The organism is Streptomyces longhuiensis (assembly GCF_020616555.1).
GTDB lineage: Bacteria > Actinomycetota > Actinomycetes > Streptomycetales > Streptomycetaceae > Streptomyces > Streptomyces longhuiensis.
Genome location: NZ_CP085173.1, coordinates 8,594,875 through 8,608,785, shown reverse-complemented (window position 1 = coordinate 8,608,785; position 13,911 = coordinate 8,594,875). Strand labels below are relative to the sequence as shown.

Here is a 13,911-nt window from a genome sequence, read left to right as displayed (position 1 = left end):
GGGCGCGGCGCCAGGTGCGCGGAGTCCTCAGCCCGCGTAGACGTCCTCCACGTACAGTCCGTCCGCGATCAGACCGGCCAGCCAGCGCTCCGCATCGGCGTCGTCGGCTCCCGGCGTGCGGTCCCGGAACAGAGCGCGGAACGCGTCGCGGACACCGGGCGCCATCCGGGCCCCGTCACCGCAGACGTAGACGCGCGCCCCGGACCCGAGCAGCGCCCACAGTTCGTCGGCCTCGGCGGCCACCCGGTGCTGGACGAAGGCGTGGCCCGCCTCGGGTGCCTCGCTGAAGACGGGGCGCAGAGAGACGGCACCCGCGGCCTCGGCGGCGCGCAGTTCGTCGGCGTGCAGGAAGTCACCACTGGGGTGGTCGCAGCCGAAGTAGCACAGGGCGGGTGCGAGCGGGGCGCCGGCGGCGAGCAGGGCACCGCGGTCGGCGATGGCGCCGCGGAACGGTGCGAGGCCCGTCCCCGCGGCGATCATGACAACCGGGGTCTCCGAGTCGTTGGGGACGCGGAAGACCTCGCGGCACGGCTGGACGCGGGCGAGCACCGTGTCACCGGGCCGGAGCCCGGCCAGGTACGTCGATCCGGTGCCGCGGAACCGGCCGCGGCCCGAGCGGGCCGGGGCGTCGAGGACGGACACCATGAGGTCGGCGTGCGTGGGGCTCCGCTCGGCGCTCGACGAGATCGAGTAGTGCCGGGGCTTCAGCGGCGGCAGCAGGTCGAGGAGCTGCGGCCAGGTCAGCGCGCCGCGCAGCGCGGGGTGGTCCTCCACGAGTTCGACGAGCGTGCGCGGGTCGTCGGCGAGGGCCCCCAGCGCGGCCTTCTCGGGAGGGCAGGGGTTGATCTCGGCGAGCAGCGCCACCTGCGCCGGGGTGGGGATCTGCCCCAACTCGACGTGGCAGGTGAGGAGTTCGCGGACCGTCACCGGCCGGTCGAGCGCGAGCCCGTCGCGGCGCGGGCGGCGGGCCCTGATGTCGAGGACCGTGTCCAGGCCGACTCCGAAAGCGGCGGCCGCCCGTTCCACGAGCGCGGGATCCTGCGCGGGCAGCACGGTCAGATGGTCCCCCGTGCGGTACGTGACACCCTCGGGCAGCGCGAGACGCACGAAGCGCTTGGTGCGCGGGTGGTCGGGCGCGGTGAGAGAGCTCGCCTCGGTGACGGTGAACGGCACGAGCCCGTGCCGGACGGCCGCGGCGTCGAGCGGCCCGCCGCCGATCTCCCGGATCTCGTACACGTCCTCGGGCTCCGCGGCGCCGGCGGGGGCGGGGGCGGCGTCGGGGTCCCCGTACTGCGTGAGGAGCGCGGCACGCAGTCCGGTCGTGAACGTACGCACCGTCGCGTTGAGGTCGCCGGAGGCGTCGGCCGCGGCACGCTCGCACAGGCGGGTGCCGCCGAGCGCGCCGAGCCGATCGTCGATGCGGGTCGGGACGTGCTGGTAGGTAGCGGCCCAATTGCGGTCGCCCACGCCGAGGACCGCGTAGGAGACGTCGTTCGCGGCGCCGTCCGGCGCGCCGTCGAGCCAGGTGGCGAACTCGGCCGCGTCGTCGGTGGGGCGGCCGTTGTAGGAGGCCGCGACCACGACGACGGGACGGTCGGTGGGCAGCGCTCCCGCATGGGTGTCGAGGGGCGCGACGGCCGTGTCGCAGCCCAGGGCGGCGACGTCGTCGGCGAGCTGCTCGGCGAGGTCGCGGCAGGTCCCGTAGTTGCTGCCGTGCAGGAACAGGACCCCGGTGCCGGGCCGCACCCGCGCGGGCAGCGTGTCCGGTGCGGCCGTCCGCTCCTCGACGGGCGCGTGTCCGGGCAGGGCCGGGTGGTTGCGGTCGGCGGAGGTGCGCGGGACGAGCGTGAGGGTGAAGCCCTCGGGCTTGAGCGTCAGCGTCTCCTTGACCGTGAGGTCGTAGTCGGCGTGGTCGACGAGCCGGTAACGGTGCACCAGCAGGGCGAGCAGCATCGTCGCCTCGTGAAGCGCGAACTGCCGCCCGATGCAGGCGCGTTCACCGGTGCCGAACGGCTTGAAGGCGTGCGGCGAGCGCGCGGCCTCCGCCTCGGGCGTGAACCGGGAGGGGTCGAACAGTTCCGGGTTGTCGCCCCACACCGGCTGCCGGTGCAGCATCGGCGCGAGGACGGTGACCGGCTGCCCGGCACGCAGCGGGATGCGTCCGCCGAGGAGCGTGTCCTCGCGCGCGTGGCGGCTGAACGCGGCCGCGGTCGGCCACAGGCGGAGCGCCTCGTTCAGTACCTGCCGGGTGTACGTGAGCCGGCCGACCTCCTCGAAGGTGGGCTCGGGGTCGGCCGCGTCCCCGAACAGGGCGTCGGCCTCACGGCGTACGAGGTCGAGCACGGCCGGGTGCTTGGCCAGGTAGTACAGGGCGAAGGACATCGCGCCCGAGGTCGTCTCGTGGCCCGCGATGAGGAAGGTGATGACCTGGTTGCGGATGTTCGCCGTGTCGAGCGCGGAGCCGTCGGGGTGGCGGGCTGTGAGCATCAGGCCGAGCAGGTCGTCGCCTTCGGGGGCGTCGGCGCGCGCCGCGATGACCTCGTCGACCACCTGCGCCAGATAGTCCGCGTCGGCCTTGAACGCGGCGTCGGCTGCCGAGTGGTCGGAGCCGGGCGTGCGGGCGAGGCGCTTCATCGACCATTCGAGGCAGCGGACCATGGCCTCCACGAAGGGGTGCGGCTCGGAGCCCTCGAAGGACCCGAAGTCGTAGCCGAAGCCCGCGAGTCCGATGGTGTCGAGGGTCATGCGCGTCATGTCGCCCGGCACGTCCACGGGGCTGCCCGAGTGCGCGGCGCGGTCCCAGGACTCGATGAGGCGGCGGGACACCTGGTACATGACGGGGTGGTAGGTCCGCATGGAGCCCAGGGCGAAGGCGGGCATGAGGATGTCGTGGGCGCGGGCCCAGTTCGGTTCGTCGTTGTAGGCGGTGAAGAGGCCGTCGGCGGTGAAGGCGCGGACGTTCTCCAGCGCGGGGCCCACGTGCTTGGCGAAGCGGGTCTCGTCGGCGAGCTCGGTGACGAGGTCGAGGTCGCTGACGAAGAGGGCGTCGCGGCCGTGCAGCCTGCGCACCAGCGCGGAGCCGTGGCGGCGGGACAGCTCCATGGCCTGCTGGAGGGGCGCGGGTCCGGGACCCGTGGCGGAGATGTCGATGAGCGGAAGGCCGTCGGTGGGGGCCGGCGGGAGCAGCGCGGAGTCGGGCATGGGGGCGGCAACTGCCTTTCGCGGTACGGAGTTCGGTGCCTGTCCAGCTTGGTCCCGTGGCCCCGCCGGGCCGGGCCGCCGCCCTACATGATTGTGTAGTGACCTGCGGCGCGCCGCGCTTGCGCTCGCCCGGCGGACGTGCAAAGGGACCGGTGTGGCGCCGGCCCGGCCCTGCCGTAGGACCGGCCGCGACCCGGGACCGGACGTGACATGCGAAAGGGGTACGTGATGGACGGGGTGCTGTGGCGCAATCGCGCGATGCTGCTCTTCGACCGGATCCCGATGCCCGTCGCGGTGTGCGGACCACGCGGGACGATCATGCTGGCGAACGCGGCGATGGCCGCCGAGTGCGACACCACCCCCGGCCGCCTGAAGGGCCGGGACATCCTGCATCTGTTCCGCCCGGGGGACGAGTCGCAGCTCCACCGGATCGCCGAGGCGCTGCGTCTGCGGCGGCGCTCCCGCTATCAGGTCTCGGTCACCTGGGACACGCCCGACGGAGCCCTTCGGGAGGGCGAGCTGACGGTGGATCCGGTCAGCGACACCGTCGACCGGACGCCGGATCTGCTCGTCATGCTGCGGGTCGTCGGCGAGCGCCCGGCCGCGCCCGACCGGCCGCGGGCGACGGCAGGCGCGGCCGAGTCGCGCATCCTCGAACTGCTCGCCGCCGGCGCCACCACGGCGCAGGCGGCCCGAGATACGGGCCTCACCACGGACGGCGTCAACTACCACCTGCGGCGCCTGTCCCGGCGGTGGGGCGCGACGAACCGTACGGAACTGGTCGCGCGCGCCTACGCGTCGGGCGTCCTGACGCCCGGGGTGTGGCCGCCGCGCGCCGCGGCACCGGACGGCTGACGGCTGACGGCTGACGGCTGACGGCTGACGGCTGACGGCTGACGGCTGACGGCTGACGGCTGACGGCGCTCCGTAAGGGACGGGCTTACGCCTCGTCCATGCCCGGGACCGGCGCGCCCGAAGGCAATCCGGCCTCGACGTACGCGTCGTAGCGGACCTTCCACGGGGCGAGCGTCCCCGCGTGCGGGCCGTCGAAGCTCTCGCCGCGGTCGGCCGCGTCCAGGGCGTCGAGGCAGACCTCCCAGCCCGCGGCGTTACGGGCCGCGGTGTCGGCGGCCTCCAGGACATTGGTCAGGGTGAAGCGGGTGTGCCCCTCGTCGAGCGCCTCCAGGTCGAAGCGGAGTTCGTCGCCGCCCCAGCTGAACGAGAGGTGGCGCGGCGCGTCCACGGCGAGGACGCGGCCGGTCGACTCCGGCATGTTCGGGTCGCCGTGGAAACGGATCACGCCGCCCTCGCGCAGCTCGATCTCGACCTGGGAAGGGAACCAGTGCGCGAGTTCGGCGGGGTCGGTGACGTATCGCCAGACCCGCTCGATCGCGTGGTCGTACGTGCGGGTGAAGCGGACGGCGGGGCGGCCGTCGTCGAGCGGGGCGTAGCTGCCGGCGGGGCCGGGGTGCGGGGTGGTCATGGCCTTCAGTCCTTCGCTGGTTCGTCGTCCTCGGGGGCGTGGGCGTCGAGGCGGCGCCCGAGTGCGTCGAGGCGGTCGTTCCACAGGCGCCGGTAGGGCTCGAGCCAGGCGTCGAGCTCGGCGACCGGCCCGGGGCGGAGCCGGTAGACACGGCGCTGGGCTTCCTGTTCGACGTCGACCAGGCCCGCCTCGCGCAGCACCCGCAGGTGCTTCGAGGTGCTGGGCTGGCTCAGGCCGCACGCCTCGACGATCTCACCGACCGGCCGCGGACGCTCGAGCAGCAGCGCGACGATGGCGCGGCGGTGCGGGTCGGCGAGTGCGGTCCAGACGGCGGAGGCGGGCATGACCTCAATATGCCTCGCCGGTTATATGCCAGTCAAGGCATGCAAGCTCGGGCAGCCGCTGCCTGCGGCGACGGCCCCCGTCGGCCGTGGCAGCTCCCGGATAGTGTTCGAAGGTTGAAGCAGCACAGCTCGCGCCCCCCGGACCCGGAGCCGCCATGTCCCAGCCGTCCCGCCCGTCCCGCCCGTACGTCCTGCTGTCGGCCGCCGTCTCCCTCGACGGCTGCCTGGACGACGCGGGACCCGAGCGCCTGCTCCTGTCCAACGCCGAGGACTTCGACCGGGTCGACGCGGTGCGTGCGTCGTGCGACGCGATCCTCGTGGGGGCGGGCACCCTGCGGGCCGACCGGCCACGGCTCCTGGTCAAGTCGGCGCAGCGGCGCGCCGACCGGGTGGCCGCCGGGCTGCCCGCGTATCCGCTGAAGGTGGCGGTGACCGCATCGGGCGACCTGGACGCGGGGGACCCGTTCTGGACGACGGGCGGCGGCAAGGTCGTGTACACCACCGACGCCGGGGCGGTCCTCGCAAGGGAGCGGCTCGGCGCGCTCGCCGAGGTCGTCGCCCTCGGGGACACCGTCGACTGGGCGAGAGTGCTCGACGACCTGGCCTCGGCCCACGGCGTGCGGCGCCTGATGGTGGAGGGGGGCGCCCGGGTCCACACCCAACTGCTCCAGCGCGGCCTGGCCGACGAGGTGCAGCTGGCCCTGGCGCCGCTCGTCGTGGGCGAACCGGACGCGCCCCGGCTCTTCGGCTCCGGCGCGTACCCCGGCGGCAGCCGGCACCGGATGCGGCTCCTGGAGACCCGCCCCGTCGGCGACGTGGTGCTGATGCGGTACGCGCCCTGCGCGCCCGGCACCGACGACTCCCCCACCGCGGCCGACCGGCACTGGCTCGCCCTCGCCTGCGCCCTCGCCGCGGACTGCCCGCCCTCCGAAACGGCGTTCAGCGTCGGCGCGGTGATCGTCTCGAGTGACGGCACGGAGCTGGCACGCGGTCACTCCCGGGAGGGCGGCGATCCGGTCGTGCACGCCGAGGAGGCGGCGCTCGCCAAGATCGATCCGGCGGACCCCCGGCTGCGTACCGCCACCGTCTACAGCAGCCTCGAACCGTGCGCCCGCCGCGCGTCACGGCCCAAGCCCTGCGCCCGGCTCATCCTCGACGCGGGCGCGCGGCGCGTGGTGACGGCCTGGCGGGAGCCCGACACCTTCGTGGCGGGCGCCGACGGCATCGGAATCCTGGAGGGCGCGGGCGTGACCGTCGCGGAGATTCCAGACCTCGCCGAGGCGGCGATTCGCCCCAATCGGCACCTCATTCCCACCACAGGTACACATAAGGATTAAATAAGCGCAGAATGAGAGGTGCGTGGCAGCCCGCCGCGCTGCGCGGTCAGGCTTCGAAACCTAAGGAGTCGATTCTCATGGCCGACGTTCACCACAGGACTGACCTCTCCAGTCACCCTGATGTCTCGGAAATGCGGGACCGGTACGCGCGCGTACTCGGTGGCCGCGATGTGGCGCTCATGGACGCACCGGTCTTCCTGATCGGTCTCTACTGCGCCATCTCCCCCTGGGTGGTCCACTACAGCGCCACCCAGCCGCAGCTCGCGACCCATAACCTGATCATGGGTATCGCGATCGGAGTCCTGGCCGTCGGGTTCGCCGTCACCCCGGCCCGTATGTACGGCCTCAGCTGGGCCATGTGCGCCATGGGCGCCTGGATGATCATCGCGCCGTGGGTCGTGGGCTCCAGCCCAGACCTGGGAGTCATCCTCAACAACGTGATCATCGGTGGTCTCATCGTCCTGCTCGGGCTCATGTGCGCGAGCCTGTCGATGAAGAGCAATCGGGCAACGTAGTAGGCACCACCGCCCCAGAAGAGTCGGCAGATCCAACGGAATCGGGAGTCACTGACGGCCCGGGAGCGCTCACACCGCTCCCGGGCCGTCGACGCTCCAGCGTGACAAGGGCGATGCCCGCGCACGCGGCGGCGAGCAGCGCGGCCTCGGTGACCCCCGGAGCACCCGCCGTGCCCAGCGCCCAGTCGCCGATCCGCACCGTGAACGGCACGGCGAGCTGGACGGCGGCGGTGAAGACGGGCCCCTTGAGCAGGATCAGCCGGTGCTGCACCAGGTAGGCGGGGGCGTACACGGCGCCCCCGAGCAGCGTGATCCCCGCCCACTGCGCCGGCGACGGGGGATGCGCGAGGAGCCCCGGCAGGGTGAGGGGCAGCAGCATGACGGTGGCGGCGGCGAGGAGCACCGGCAGTACGGCCAGCGGTGGCAGTCCGGCGAGGGTGCGCCGGTAGAGGAACCCGTACACCGCGAACCCGAGCATCCCCGCGAGCGCCAGGAGCAGCCCCGCTGCGTCGAGGGTGCCCTGACCGCCGAGTGCCGCGTAGGCGCCCGTCGCCGCCGTCGCGAGGAGGGCGCCGAGCACGGAGCGCGCGCTCGCGCGCTCGCCGAACCAGAGCGCGCCGATCGCGACGCCCGCGCACGGCATGAGGGCGACGACGAGATTCGTGAGGGAGGTGCCGACGCGCGGGATGGCGAAGAGCGTGCCCGCCGCGTATCCGGCGAAGCCGAGCAGGGCCAACAAGCAGACCAGCCACGGGCGTTGGGATACTTGACGCAGTTGCGCGCGCCCCGAGGAACGGGCGGCCGCGAAGGCGGTGAGGACGGCGCAGCACACAGCGGTGCGCCCCGTGGCGACCGTCGGGGGCCCGGCGGCCTGCACGAGGGCGCCGGACATGAGCCAGGTCCCGGCGAGCAGTGCGACGAGTACCGTCGCGAGCAGTGGCACGAGCGCGCGCCCGGCCGCCGGGAGACGCCTCTTGTTGGTCACGCCCTCGCGCATCCTCTCCTCCGAGTCGTGGTCACGCGTCCGTCGAGTCTGTCACCGCCGGCATCCAAGTCACGGGAAAATCATTGGGTTTCGGGAGACGATGGCTCGCCCTGGACATGGTGGAGACCGAGCGGTCGCGGATGGGGTGGAGTGCGGATGAACGAGTTCGAATCCGGATCGGCGTCCGGGACGGGCGGCGGGGGTCCGTGGGAAGCGGGCGCCGGAGGTCGCTGGGAGGTGGGCGCCGCCGGCGTGCTGCTTCTGCCCTCCGGACGGACGGTTCGCGGGCGCGGCCTGCGCCGCCCGCTCCCGCCGGGCCCCTCGCCCTCGTACGCGGTCCATCTCCTCGGCCGGCGGCCGCCCGAAGTGGCATGGGAGTCACGATGGCTGCGGTGGCCCGACTTCTGGCTGCCGAGCAACCGTGCGGAGGCCCGGGAGGTGTTCACGGACGCGTGGGAGCGGGCCGCCGGGGAGCGGGTCGAGTTCGCGTGCGGTGGCGGCCGCGGGCGCACCGGGACGGCGCTGGCCTGCCTGGCCGTCCTGGACGGCGTTCCGGCCGACCGCGCCGTGCAGTTCGTGCGCGGGAACTACGACGCGCACGCGGTGGAGACGCCCTGGCAGAAGCGGTACGTACGGCAGTTCTCGGGCTGACACCCCTTGCCGGAACCGGGAGCGCCGGACGCCGGACGCCGGAAAATGAGTTGCGCAGGCCCAGCTGTCGCCCCGCATCATGGTCGGGCCACGCCCCCGACAGCCCTGGAGCACGGAATGCGTCATTCCTTCGAAGCAGTTCAGCGCCCTGACCGGACGAACTCTTTCGAGGACTCGACCTTCCATGCATGCCCAGCCCCCGCGGCACACCCTGAACATCGGCATTCTCGCCCACGTCGACGCCGGTAAGACCAGCCTCACCGAGCGCCTTCTCTTCGACACCGGCACGATCACCCGCCTCGGCAGCGTCGACGCGGGCGACACCCGTACCGACACGGGCGAGATCGAGCGGCAGCGCGGCATCACGATCCGCTCGGCCGTCGCCGCGTTCACCGTCGGCGACGTCCAGATCAACCTGATCGACACTCCTGGGCACTCCGACTTCATCGCCGAGGTCGAGCGCGCCCTCGAAGTCCTCGACGGCGCCGTGCTCCTGCTGTCCGCCGTGGAGGGCGTCCAGGCCCAGACGCGTGTCCTCCTGAAGACGCTGCGCCGGCTGCGGCTGCCCACACTCGTTTTCGTCAACAAGATCGACCGGGCGGGCGCGCGGGACGAGGCGCTGCTCGACGAGGTCCGCCGCCGTCTGACCCCGCACATCGTGCCGCTCACGGAAGTCCACGACGCGGGCACCCCGCACGCCCGGACGCAACCGCGGCGCCTCGCCGACCCGGCCGTACGGGCCGCTGTCGCGGAAGCGCTCGCCGAGGTCGACGACTCGGTGCTCGCAGGCCTCGTCGACGGCCCCGAACCGACCGCCGCCGACCTGCGCCGCGCCCTGGCGGCCCGCACCGCGGACGGCTCCGTTCACCCCGTCCTGTTCGGCTCGGCCCTCGGTGGCCAGGGAGTCGCCCAACTCGTCGAGGAAATCCCCCGGTTGATCCCGCCCCCTCCGGTCGCACCAGACCGGGAGGCAGCACCGCGTGGCACCGTTTTCGCGGTACGACGCGGCCCGGCGGGCGAGCGAGTGGCCTATCTCCGCCTGTACGACGGAGAGATGACGGAACGTCAGCGAATGACGTTCCTGCGGGACTCGTCCGACGGCTCTGTCACCCAGATCCCCGGACGAGCCACCGGACTCGACGTGGTGGGGCGAACGACCCACACCCTCACGGCCGGGAACATCGGTGAGCTGCGGGGCGTGCCGGACGTCCGGGTCGGCGACCGGCTCGGCCCGCGCGACGGCCCCGGCCGGGCGCCGGGTTTCGCGCCGCCCACGCTGGAGACCCTGGTACGGGCCGTGCGCCCCGGCCTCTCGGCGGCTCTGCGGAGCGCGCTCCTCGACATCGCGGGGCAGGATCCGCTCATCCACGCGGAGGCCGCGCCCGACGGAAGCACGGCCCTGCTGCTCTACGGGGAGGTGCAGAAGGAGGTCCTGGCCGCGACCCTCGTCCAGGACTACGGCATCGAGGCCGTCTTCGAGCCGAGCCGCATCCGCTGCGTCGAGCGACCCGCGGGCACCGTCGAGGTGTACGAGGACATCACGAACAGCCGCGCGACGGGATTCTGCGCGACGGTCGGGCTGCGCGTGGAGCCGGGACCACGGGGATCCGGGCGGGTCTTCGCGTACGAGACGGAGCTGGGCGCGCTGCCCCGCGCGTTCCACCTGGCCGTCGAGGACACGGTGCACGCGACGCTCGGCGAGGGCCCGAGCGGGTGGCCCGTGACGGACTGCCGGGTCACGCTCGTCCGCTCCGGGTTCTGCTCGCCGATCAGTGTCGCCGGGGACTTCCGGGGGCTGACGCGTCTCGTCCTGCGTCGTGCTCTGGGGCGGGCGGGGACGACGGTGCACGAGCCGGTGCACGCGTTCGAGGCGGAGATCCCGCTGGACAAGCTCGCCGCTGTGACCGCTCGGCTCTCCGCCGCGGAGGCCGAGTTCGGTGACACGACAGGCGGCGCCACGTCCTGGGTGGTCACGGGCACACTTCCGGCCCGCAAGGTCCGGGAGGCCGAGCTCGCGCTGCCGGGGCTGACGCGCGGGGAGGGCGTGTGGTGGTCCCGGGTGTCCGGCGACCGACTCGTCCGTACGCCGGAACATGCGGCGTAGGCGGCGGTTCTGCCCGCGCCGCGCCCCCGCGCCCCGGGACTCCCGCGTGTCGCGGCGCACGCGGGGGTGAGCCACGCTGGAGGGAAGCGGGACGCGACGCGGGAGCGGGAGGTGGGGAAGGCCATGGCGATGCAACCCGTCGAGGCGCTGGAGCGGGTCGCCTTCCTCCTGGAGCGCACGCTCGCGCCCCCGTACCGGGCCGGAGCCTTCCGTACCGCCGCCCAGGTGCTCGGCGCGCTGCCGGACGGGGAGGTGGCCGAGCGCGCCGCGGCCGGGACGCTCGAATCGCTCAAGGGGGTCGGGCCCAAGACGGCGCAGGTGGTGCGGGAGGCACTGGCGGGCGAGGTGCCTGACTATCTGGAGCGCCTGGAGAACGAGGGCGCGGCGGCGCCGCTCGCCGAGGGCGGCGAGCGGCTGCGCGCGCTGCTGCGCGGCGACTGTCATCTGCACTCCGACTGGTCGGACGGCGGCAGCACCGTCGAGGAGATGGGCCGCGCGGCGATCGCCCTCGGGCACGAGTGGGCGGTGCTGACCGACCACTCTCCGCGCCTGACGGTGGCGCGTGGCCTGTCGCCGGAGCGGTTACGTGAACAGCTGGCCGTAGTGGCGGAGTTGAACGAGCGCTGGGCGCCCTTCCGGCTGCTCACCGGCATCGAGTGCGACATCCTCGCCGACGGGTCCCTGGACCAGGAGCCCGAACTCCTCGACCAGCTCGACGTGGTCGTCGTGTCGGTCCACTCCAAGCTGCGCATGGACGCTCCGGCGATGACGCGCCGGATGGTGGCCGCGGTGACGAACCCGCTCGCCGACGTGCTCGGCCACTGCACGGGACGGCTCGTGACGGGAAGGAACAAGGTGGGGCGGGGCCGCCCCGAGTCGCAGTTCGACGCGGCTGCCGTGTTCGCGGCGTGCGCGGAGTCGGGCACCGCCGTCGAGATCAACAGCCGCCCCGAACGCCTCGACCCACCGCGTCGGCTGCTGCGCGAGGCGGTGGCGGCGGGCACGCTGTTCTCCGTCGACACGGACGCGCACGCACCGGGGCAGCTCGACTGGCAGCCTCTCGGCTGCGCCCGCGCCGAGGAGTGCGAGGTACCGGCCGACCGCGTGGTGAACACGTGGCCGGCCGGCGAACTCCTCGAGTGGACACGGACGCGCCGGGTACCCGGCCGGGCGGGGTAGGCACGAGGCGTGTCCCGCGGAGGTGGGCTCGCTACCCGTCCCCCGCCGCACGGCGCTTCGTGCCGATGACCACGGTCGCGTAGAGGTCGTCGTCCGTCACCACCCGGGCCGACAGACCGCTGCGGGTGACCGCCGCGACGGCCTCGGCGGCCTGCTGTTCGCTGGTCTCCACGAAGAGATGTCCGCCCGGGGCGAGCCACTGAGGGGCCCCGGCCGCGACGCGGCGCATGATGTCGAGCCCGTCGACGCCTCCGTCGAGGGCCATGCGCCGCTCGTGGTCGCGGGCCTCGGGCGGGAGCAGGGCGACGTCGCCGGTGGGGACGTACGGGCCGTTGGCGGCCAGGATGTCGACGCGGCCCCTGAGCGCCGCGGGCAGGGGCCCGTACAGGTCGCCCTCGTGGACCTCGCCGCCGAAACGCGAGACGTTCCGGTGGGCGCAGCGCACGGCGGCCGGGTCCAGATCGGCCGCGTGGAGTTCGGCGGGGTCGGCGTGGGTGGCGAGCGCGGCGGCGACGGCCCCGCTGCCGCAGCACAGATCGAGCACGACGGCCCCGGCGGGTGCGAGGGCGGCCGCCTGGCGGGCGAGGAACTCGGTGCGGCGCCGCGGTACGAAGACACCGGGTTCGAGCGTGATGCGCAGACCGCAGAACTCCGCCCAGCCGACGACGTGTTCGAGGGGCAGGCCCTCCACGCGGCGCTCGACCATCGCGGCGAGTTCGTCCGGTGTACGGGCCGTCGACAGGAGGATGTCCGCCTCTTCCTCGGCGAAGACGCAGCCCGCTGCTCGCAGTCGGGCGACGACGGCGGAGTGGTGTGACGGGGGTGACGGGTGAACCGACATGTATGAAGCGTGACCTTTCGGGATGCCGATGGGGCTCCCGACGACTCGCGGCCACCTACGTTCGGTGGACCGCGGGGGTCTGTGAAGGGAGCACCCGACCTGACACAGCGGTAATGGGGCTCACCTCCTCGGCCGAAGCGCTGCTGGGAGCGGTAACACTACCCCAGCCGTCGCCGTGGCCCGGCCGGGAGTTGGGACCGCCGGCGGGTTGCCGACCGGTCGCCGGAGTCCCCGTTCCCTGTGCGCCACGAGGCGGAATCGGTCACTCCGTGTGACCGCCCACCACTCCTCGCCTTATCCAACATTTCGGGCATATCGTTGATTAGGCACACCAGCCTGCCTACGCACACCACGCCGGCTCCCGTACCCCGAGCCGGCCTCCGCACATCGAGCTGGACGACTCGAAAGACAGGGGGTCGCCATGCTGGCGGAACTGCTCACGGTCGCGGCCGCGACCGCTTCGGTCTGCGCTGTCTACGCCGCCGCGGCGGCCCGTGTCGTCAAGCAGTACGAGCGGGGCGTGGTCTTCCGGCTGGGCCGGCTGCACGGCGCCGTCCGCGGGCCGGGCTTCACCACCGTCGTCCCCGGCATCGACCGGCTGCACAAGGTCAACATGCAGATAGTGACCATGCCGGTGCCCGCGCAGGACGGGATCACCCGCGACAACGTCACGGTGCGGGTCGACGCCGTCATCTACTTCAAGGTCGTCGACGCCGCCAGCGCGATCGTGCAGGTCGAGGACTACCGGTTCGCCGTCTCCCAGATGGCTCAGACCTCACTGCGGTCCATCATCGGCAAGAGCGACCTCGACGATCTGCTGTCCAACCGCGAAAAGCTCAACCAGGGTCTCGAGCTGATGATCGACAGCCCGGCCATCGGCTGGGGCGTGCAGATCGACCGCGTCGAGATCAAGGACGTGTCGCTGCCCGAGACCATGAAGCGGTCCATGGCCCGGCAGGCCGAGGCCGACCGCGAGCGGCGCGCCCGCGTCATCAACGCCGACGCCGAACTCCAGGCCTCCAAGAAGCTCGCCGAGGCGGCGGCCCAGATGTCCGAACAGCCCGCGGCGCTCCAACTCCGGCTCCTGCAGACCGTGGTGGCCGTCGCCGCCGAGAAGAACTCGACCCTCGTGCTGCCCTTCCCGGTGGAGCTCCTGCGCTTCCTCGAACGGGCCCAGCAGCCCGCTCCCCCACCGCCCGCCGTCGAGGAAGGCGAACACGAGAAGCCGGCGAGCCCCGAGGAATGACGGCGCCACGCAAGCGCGTTCGCAC

The 13,911-nt window shown here is 73.2% G+C and carries 12 protein-coding genes; 7 read left to right on the top strand and 5 right to left on the bottom strand.

All coding sequences use genetic code 11. From position 1 onward, the window contains the following. Positions 1–27 precede the first annotated feature (27 nt). The gene (locus tag LGI35_RS39165) at positions 28–3,201 is read right to left on the bottom strand and encodes a cytochrome P450 (protein ID WP_227299174.1); all 3,174 of its coding nucleotides are present in this window, start codon (positions 3,199–3,201) and stop codon (positions 28–30) included. Positions 3,202–3,411: 210 nt separating this feature from the next. Between LGI35_RS39165 and LGI35_RS39160 the strand changes: the two genes are divergently transcribed. Continuing rightward, positions 3,412–4,056 (top strand): PAS domain-containing protein, encoded by a 645-nt coding sequence (locus LGI35_RS39160; protein WP_227299173.1) that lies wholly within the window; start codon positions 3,412–3,414, stop codon positions 4,054–4,056. 85 nt (positions 4,057–4,141) lie between these two features. On the opposite strand, the gene LGI35_RS39155 is transcribed toward LGI35_RS39160, so the two are convergent. Beyond that, the gene (locus LGI35_RS39155) at positions 4,142–4,684 is read right to left on the bottom strand and encodes an SRPBCC family protein (RefSeq protein ID WP_227299172.1); all 543 of its coding nucleotides are present in this window, start codon (positions 4,682–4,684) and stop codon (positions 4,142–4,144) included. Between the two features lie 5 nt (positions 4,685–4,689). Beyond that, on the bottom strand, positions 4,690–5,028 hold the full coding sequence (locus LGI35_RS39150; RefSeq protein ID WP_227299171.1) for an ArsR/SmtB family transcription factor: 339 nt from the start codon (positions 5,026–5,028) through the stop codon (positions 4,690–4,692). A gap of 155 nt (positions 5,029–5,183) precedes the next feature. On the opposite strand from LGI35_RS39150, the gene LGI35_RS39145 reads away from it, so the two are divergent. Then, positions 5,184–6,365, top strand: coding sequence for a dihydrofolate reductase family protein (locus LGI35_RS39145; protein WP_227299170.1), 1,182 nt, complete (start codon positions 5,184–5,186; stop codon positions 6,363–6,365). A 77-nt stretch (positions 6,366–6,442) separates the two neighbouring features. After that, the gene (locus LGI35_RS39140) at positions 6,443–6,880 is read left to right on the top strand and encodes an SPW repeat protein (protein WP_227299169.1); all 438 of its coding nucleotides are present in this window, start codon (positions 6,443–6,445) and stop codon (positions 6,878–6,880) included. Here LGI35_RS39140 and LGI35_RS39135 read toward each other — a convergent pair. Next, entirely contained in the window at positions 6,837–7,865 is a 1,029-nt protein-coding gene (locus LGI35_RS39135) for a DMT family transporter (protein WP_227299168.1), read from the bottom strand. The genes LGI35_RS39140 and LGI35_RS39135 overlap by 44 nt on opposite strands. A gap of 156 nt (positions 7,866–8,021) precedes the next feature. Between LGI35_RS39135 and LGI35_RS39130 the strand changes: the two genes are divergently transcribed. From LGI35_RS39130 to LGI35_RS39120, 3 genes are all read left to right on the top strand, one after another. Next, a complete protein-coding gene (locus tag LGI35_RS39130; RefSeq protein WP_227299167.1) occupies positions 8,022–8,516 on the top strand; it encodes a protein phosphatase in 495 nt (164 codons plus the stop codon). Positions 8,517–8,700: 184 nt separating this feature from the next. Continuing rightward, positions 8,701–10,620, top strand: a complete 1,920-nt coding sequence (gene otr(A) / locus LGI35_RS39125) for a tetracycline resistance ribosomal protection protein Otr(A) (protein ID WP_227299166.1) — start codon at positions 8,701–8,703, stop codon at positions 10,618–10,620. 129 nt (positions 10,621–10,749) lie between these two features. Further along, positions 10,750–11,799, top strand: a complete 1,050-nt coding sequence (locus LGI35_RS39120) for a PHP domain-containing protein (protein ID WP_227300705.1) — start codon at positions 10,750–10,752, stop codon at positions 11,797–11,799. Between the two features lie 31 nt (positions 11,800–11,830). On the opposite strand, the gene LGI35_RS39115 is transcribed toward LGI35_RS39120, so the two are convergent. Next, complete coding sequence (locus LGI35_RS39115; protein WP_227299165.1) at positions 11,831–12,640, bottom strand: putative protein N(5)-glutamine methyltransferase; 810 nt, start codon at positions 12,638–12,640, stop codon at positions 11,831–11,833. Positions 12,641–13,061: 421 nt separating this feature from the next. On the opposite strand from LGI35_RS39115, the gene LGI35_RS39110 reads away from it, so the two are divergent. Beyond that, positions 13,062–13,886, top strand: a complete 825-nt coding sequence (locus tag LGI35_RS39110; RefSeq protein WP_227299164.1) for a slipin family protein — start codon at positions 13,062–13,064, stop codon at positions 13,884–13,886. Positions 13,887–13,911 lie beyond the last annotated feature (25 nt).

Excerpts from the sequence above, each read along its gene's own strand:
- LGI35_RS39140 (WP_227299169.1), top strand. The coding sequence starts at position 6,443 with ATGGCCGACGTTCACCACAGGACTGACCTCTCCAGTCACCCTGATGTC.
- LGI35_RS39115 (WP_227299165.1), bottom strand. The coding sequence starts at position 12,640 with ATGTCGGTTCACCCGTCACCCCCGTCACACCACTCCGCCGTCGTCGCC.
- LGI35_RS39160 (WP_227299173.1), top strand. The coding sequence starts at position 3,412 with ATGCGAAAGGGGTACGTGATGGACGGGGTGCTGTGGCGCAATCGCGCG.
- LGI35_RS39155 (WP_227299172.1), bottom strand. The coding sequence starts at position 4,684 with ATGACCACCCCGCACCCCGGCCCCGCCGGCAGCTACGCCCCGCTCGAC.
- LGI35_RS39165 (WP_227299174.1), bottom strand. The coding sequence starts at position 3,201 with ATGCCCGACTCCGCGCTGCTCCCGCCGGCCCCCACCGACGGCCTTCCG.
- LGI35_RS39130 (WP_227299167.1), top strand. The coding sequence starts at position 8,022 with ATGAACGAGTTCGAATCCGGATCGGCGTCCGGGACGGGCGGCGGGGGT.
- LGI35_RS39120 (WP_227300705.1), top strand. The coding sequence starts at position 10,750 with ATGCAACCCGTCGAGGCGCTGGAGCGGGTCGCCTTCCTCCTGGAGCGC.
- LGI35_RS39145 (WP_227299170.1), top strand. The coding sequence starts at position 5,184 with ATGTCCCAGCCGTCCCGCCCGTCCCGCCCGTACGTCCTGCTGTCGGCC.
- LGI35_RS39110 (WP_227299164.1), top strand. The coding sequence starts at position 13,062 with ATGCTGGCGGAACTGCTCACGGTCGCGGCCGCGACCGCTTCGGTCTGC.
- LGI35_RS39150 (WP_227299171.1), bottom strand. The coding sequence starts at position 5,028 with ATGCCCGCCTCCGCCGTCTGGACCGCACTCGCCGACCCGCACCGCCGC.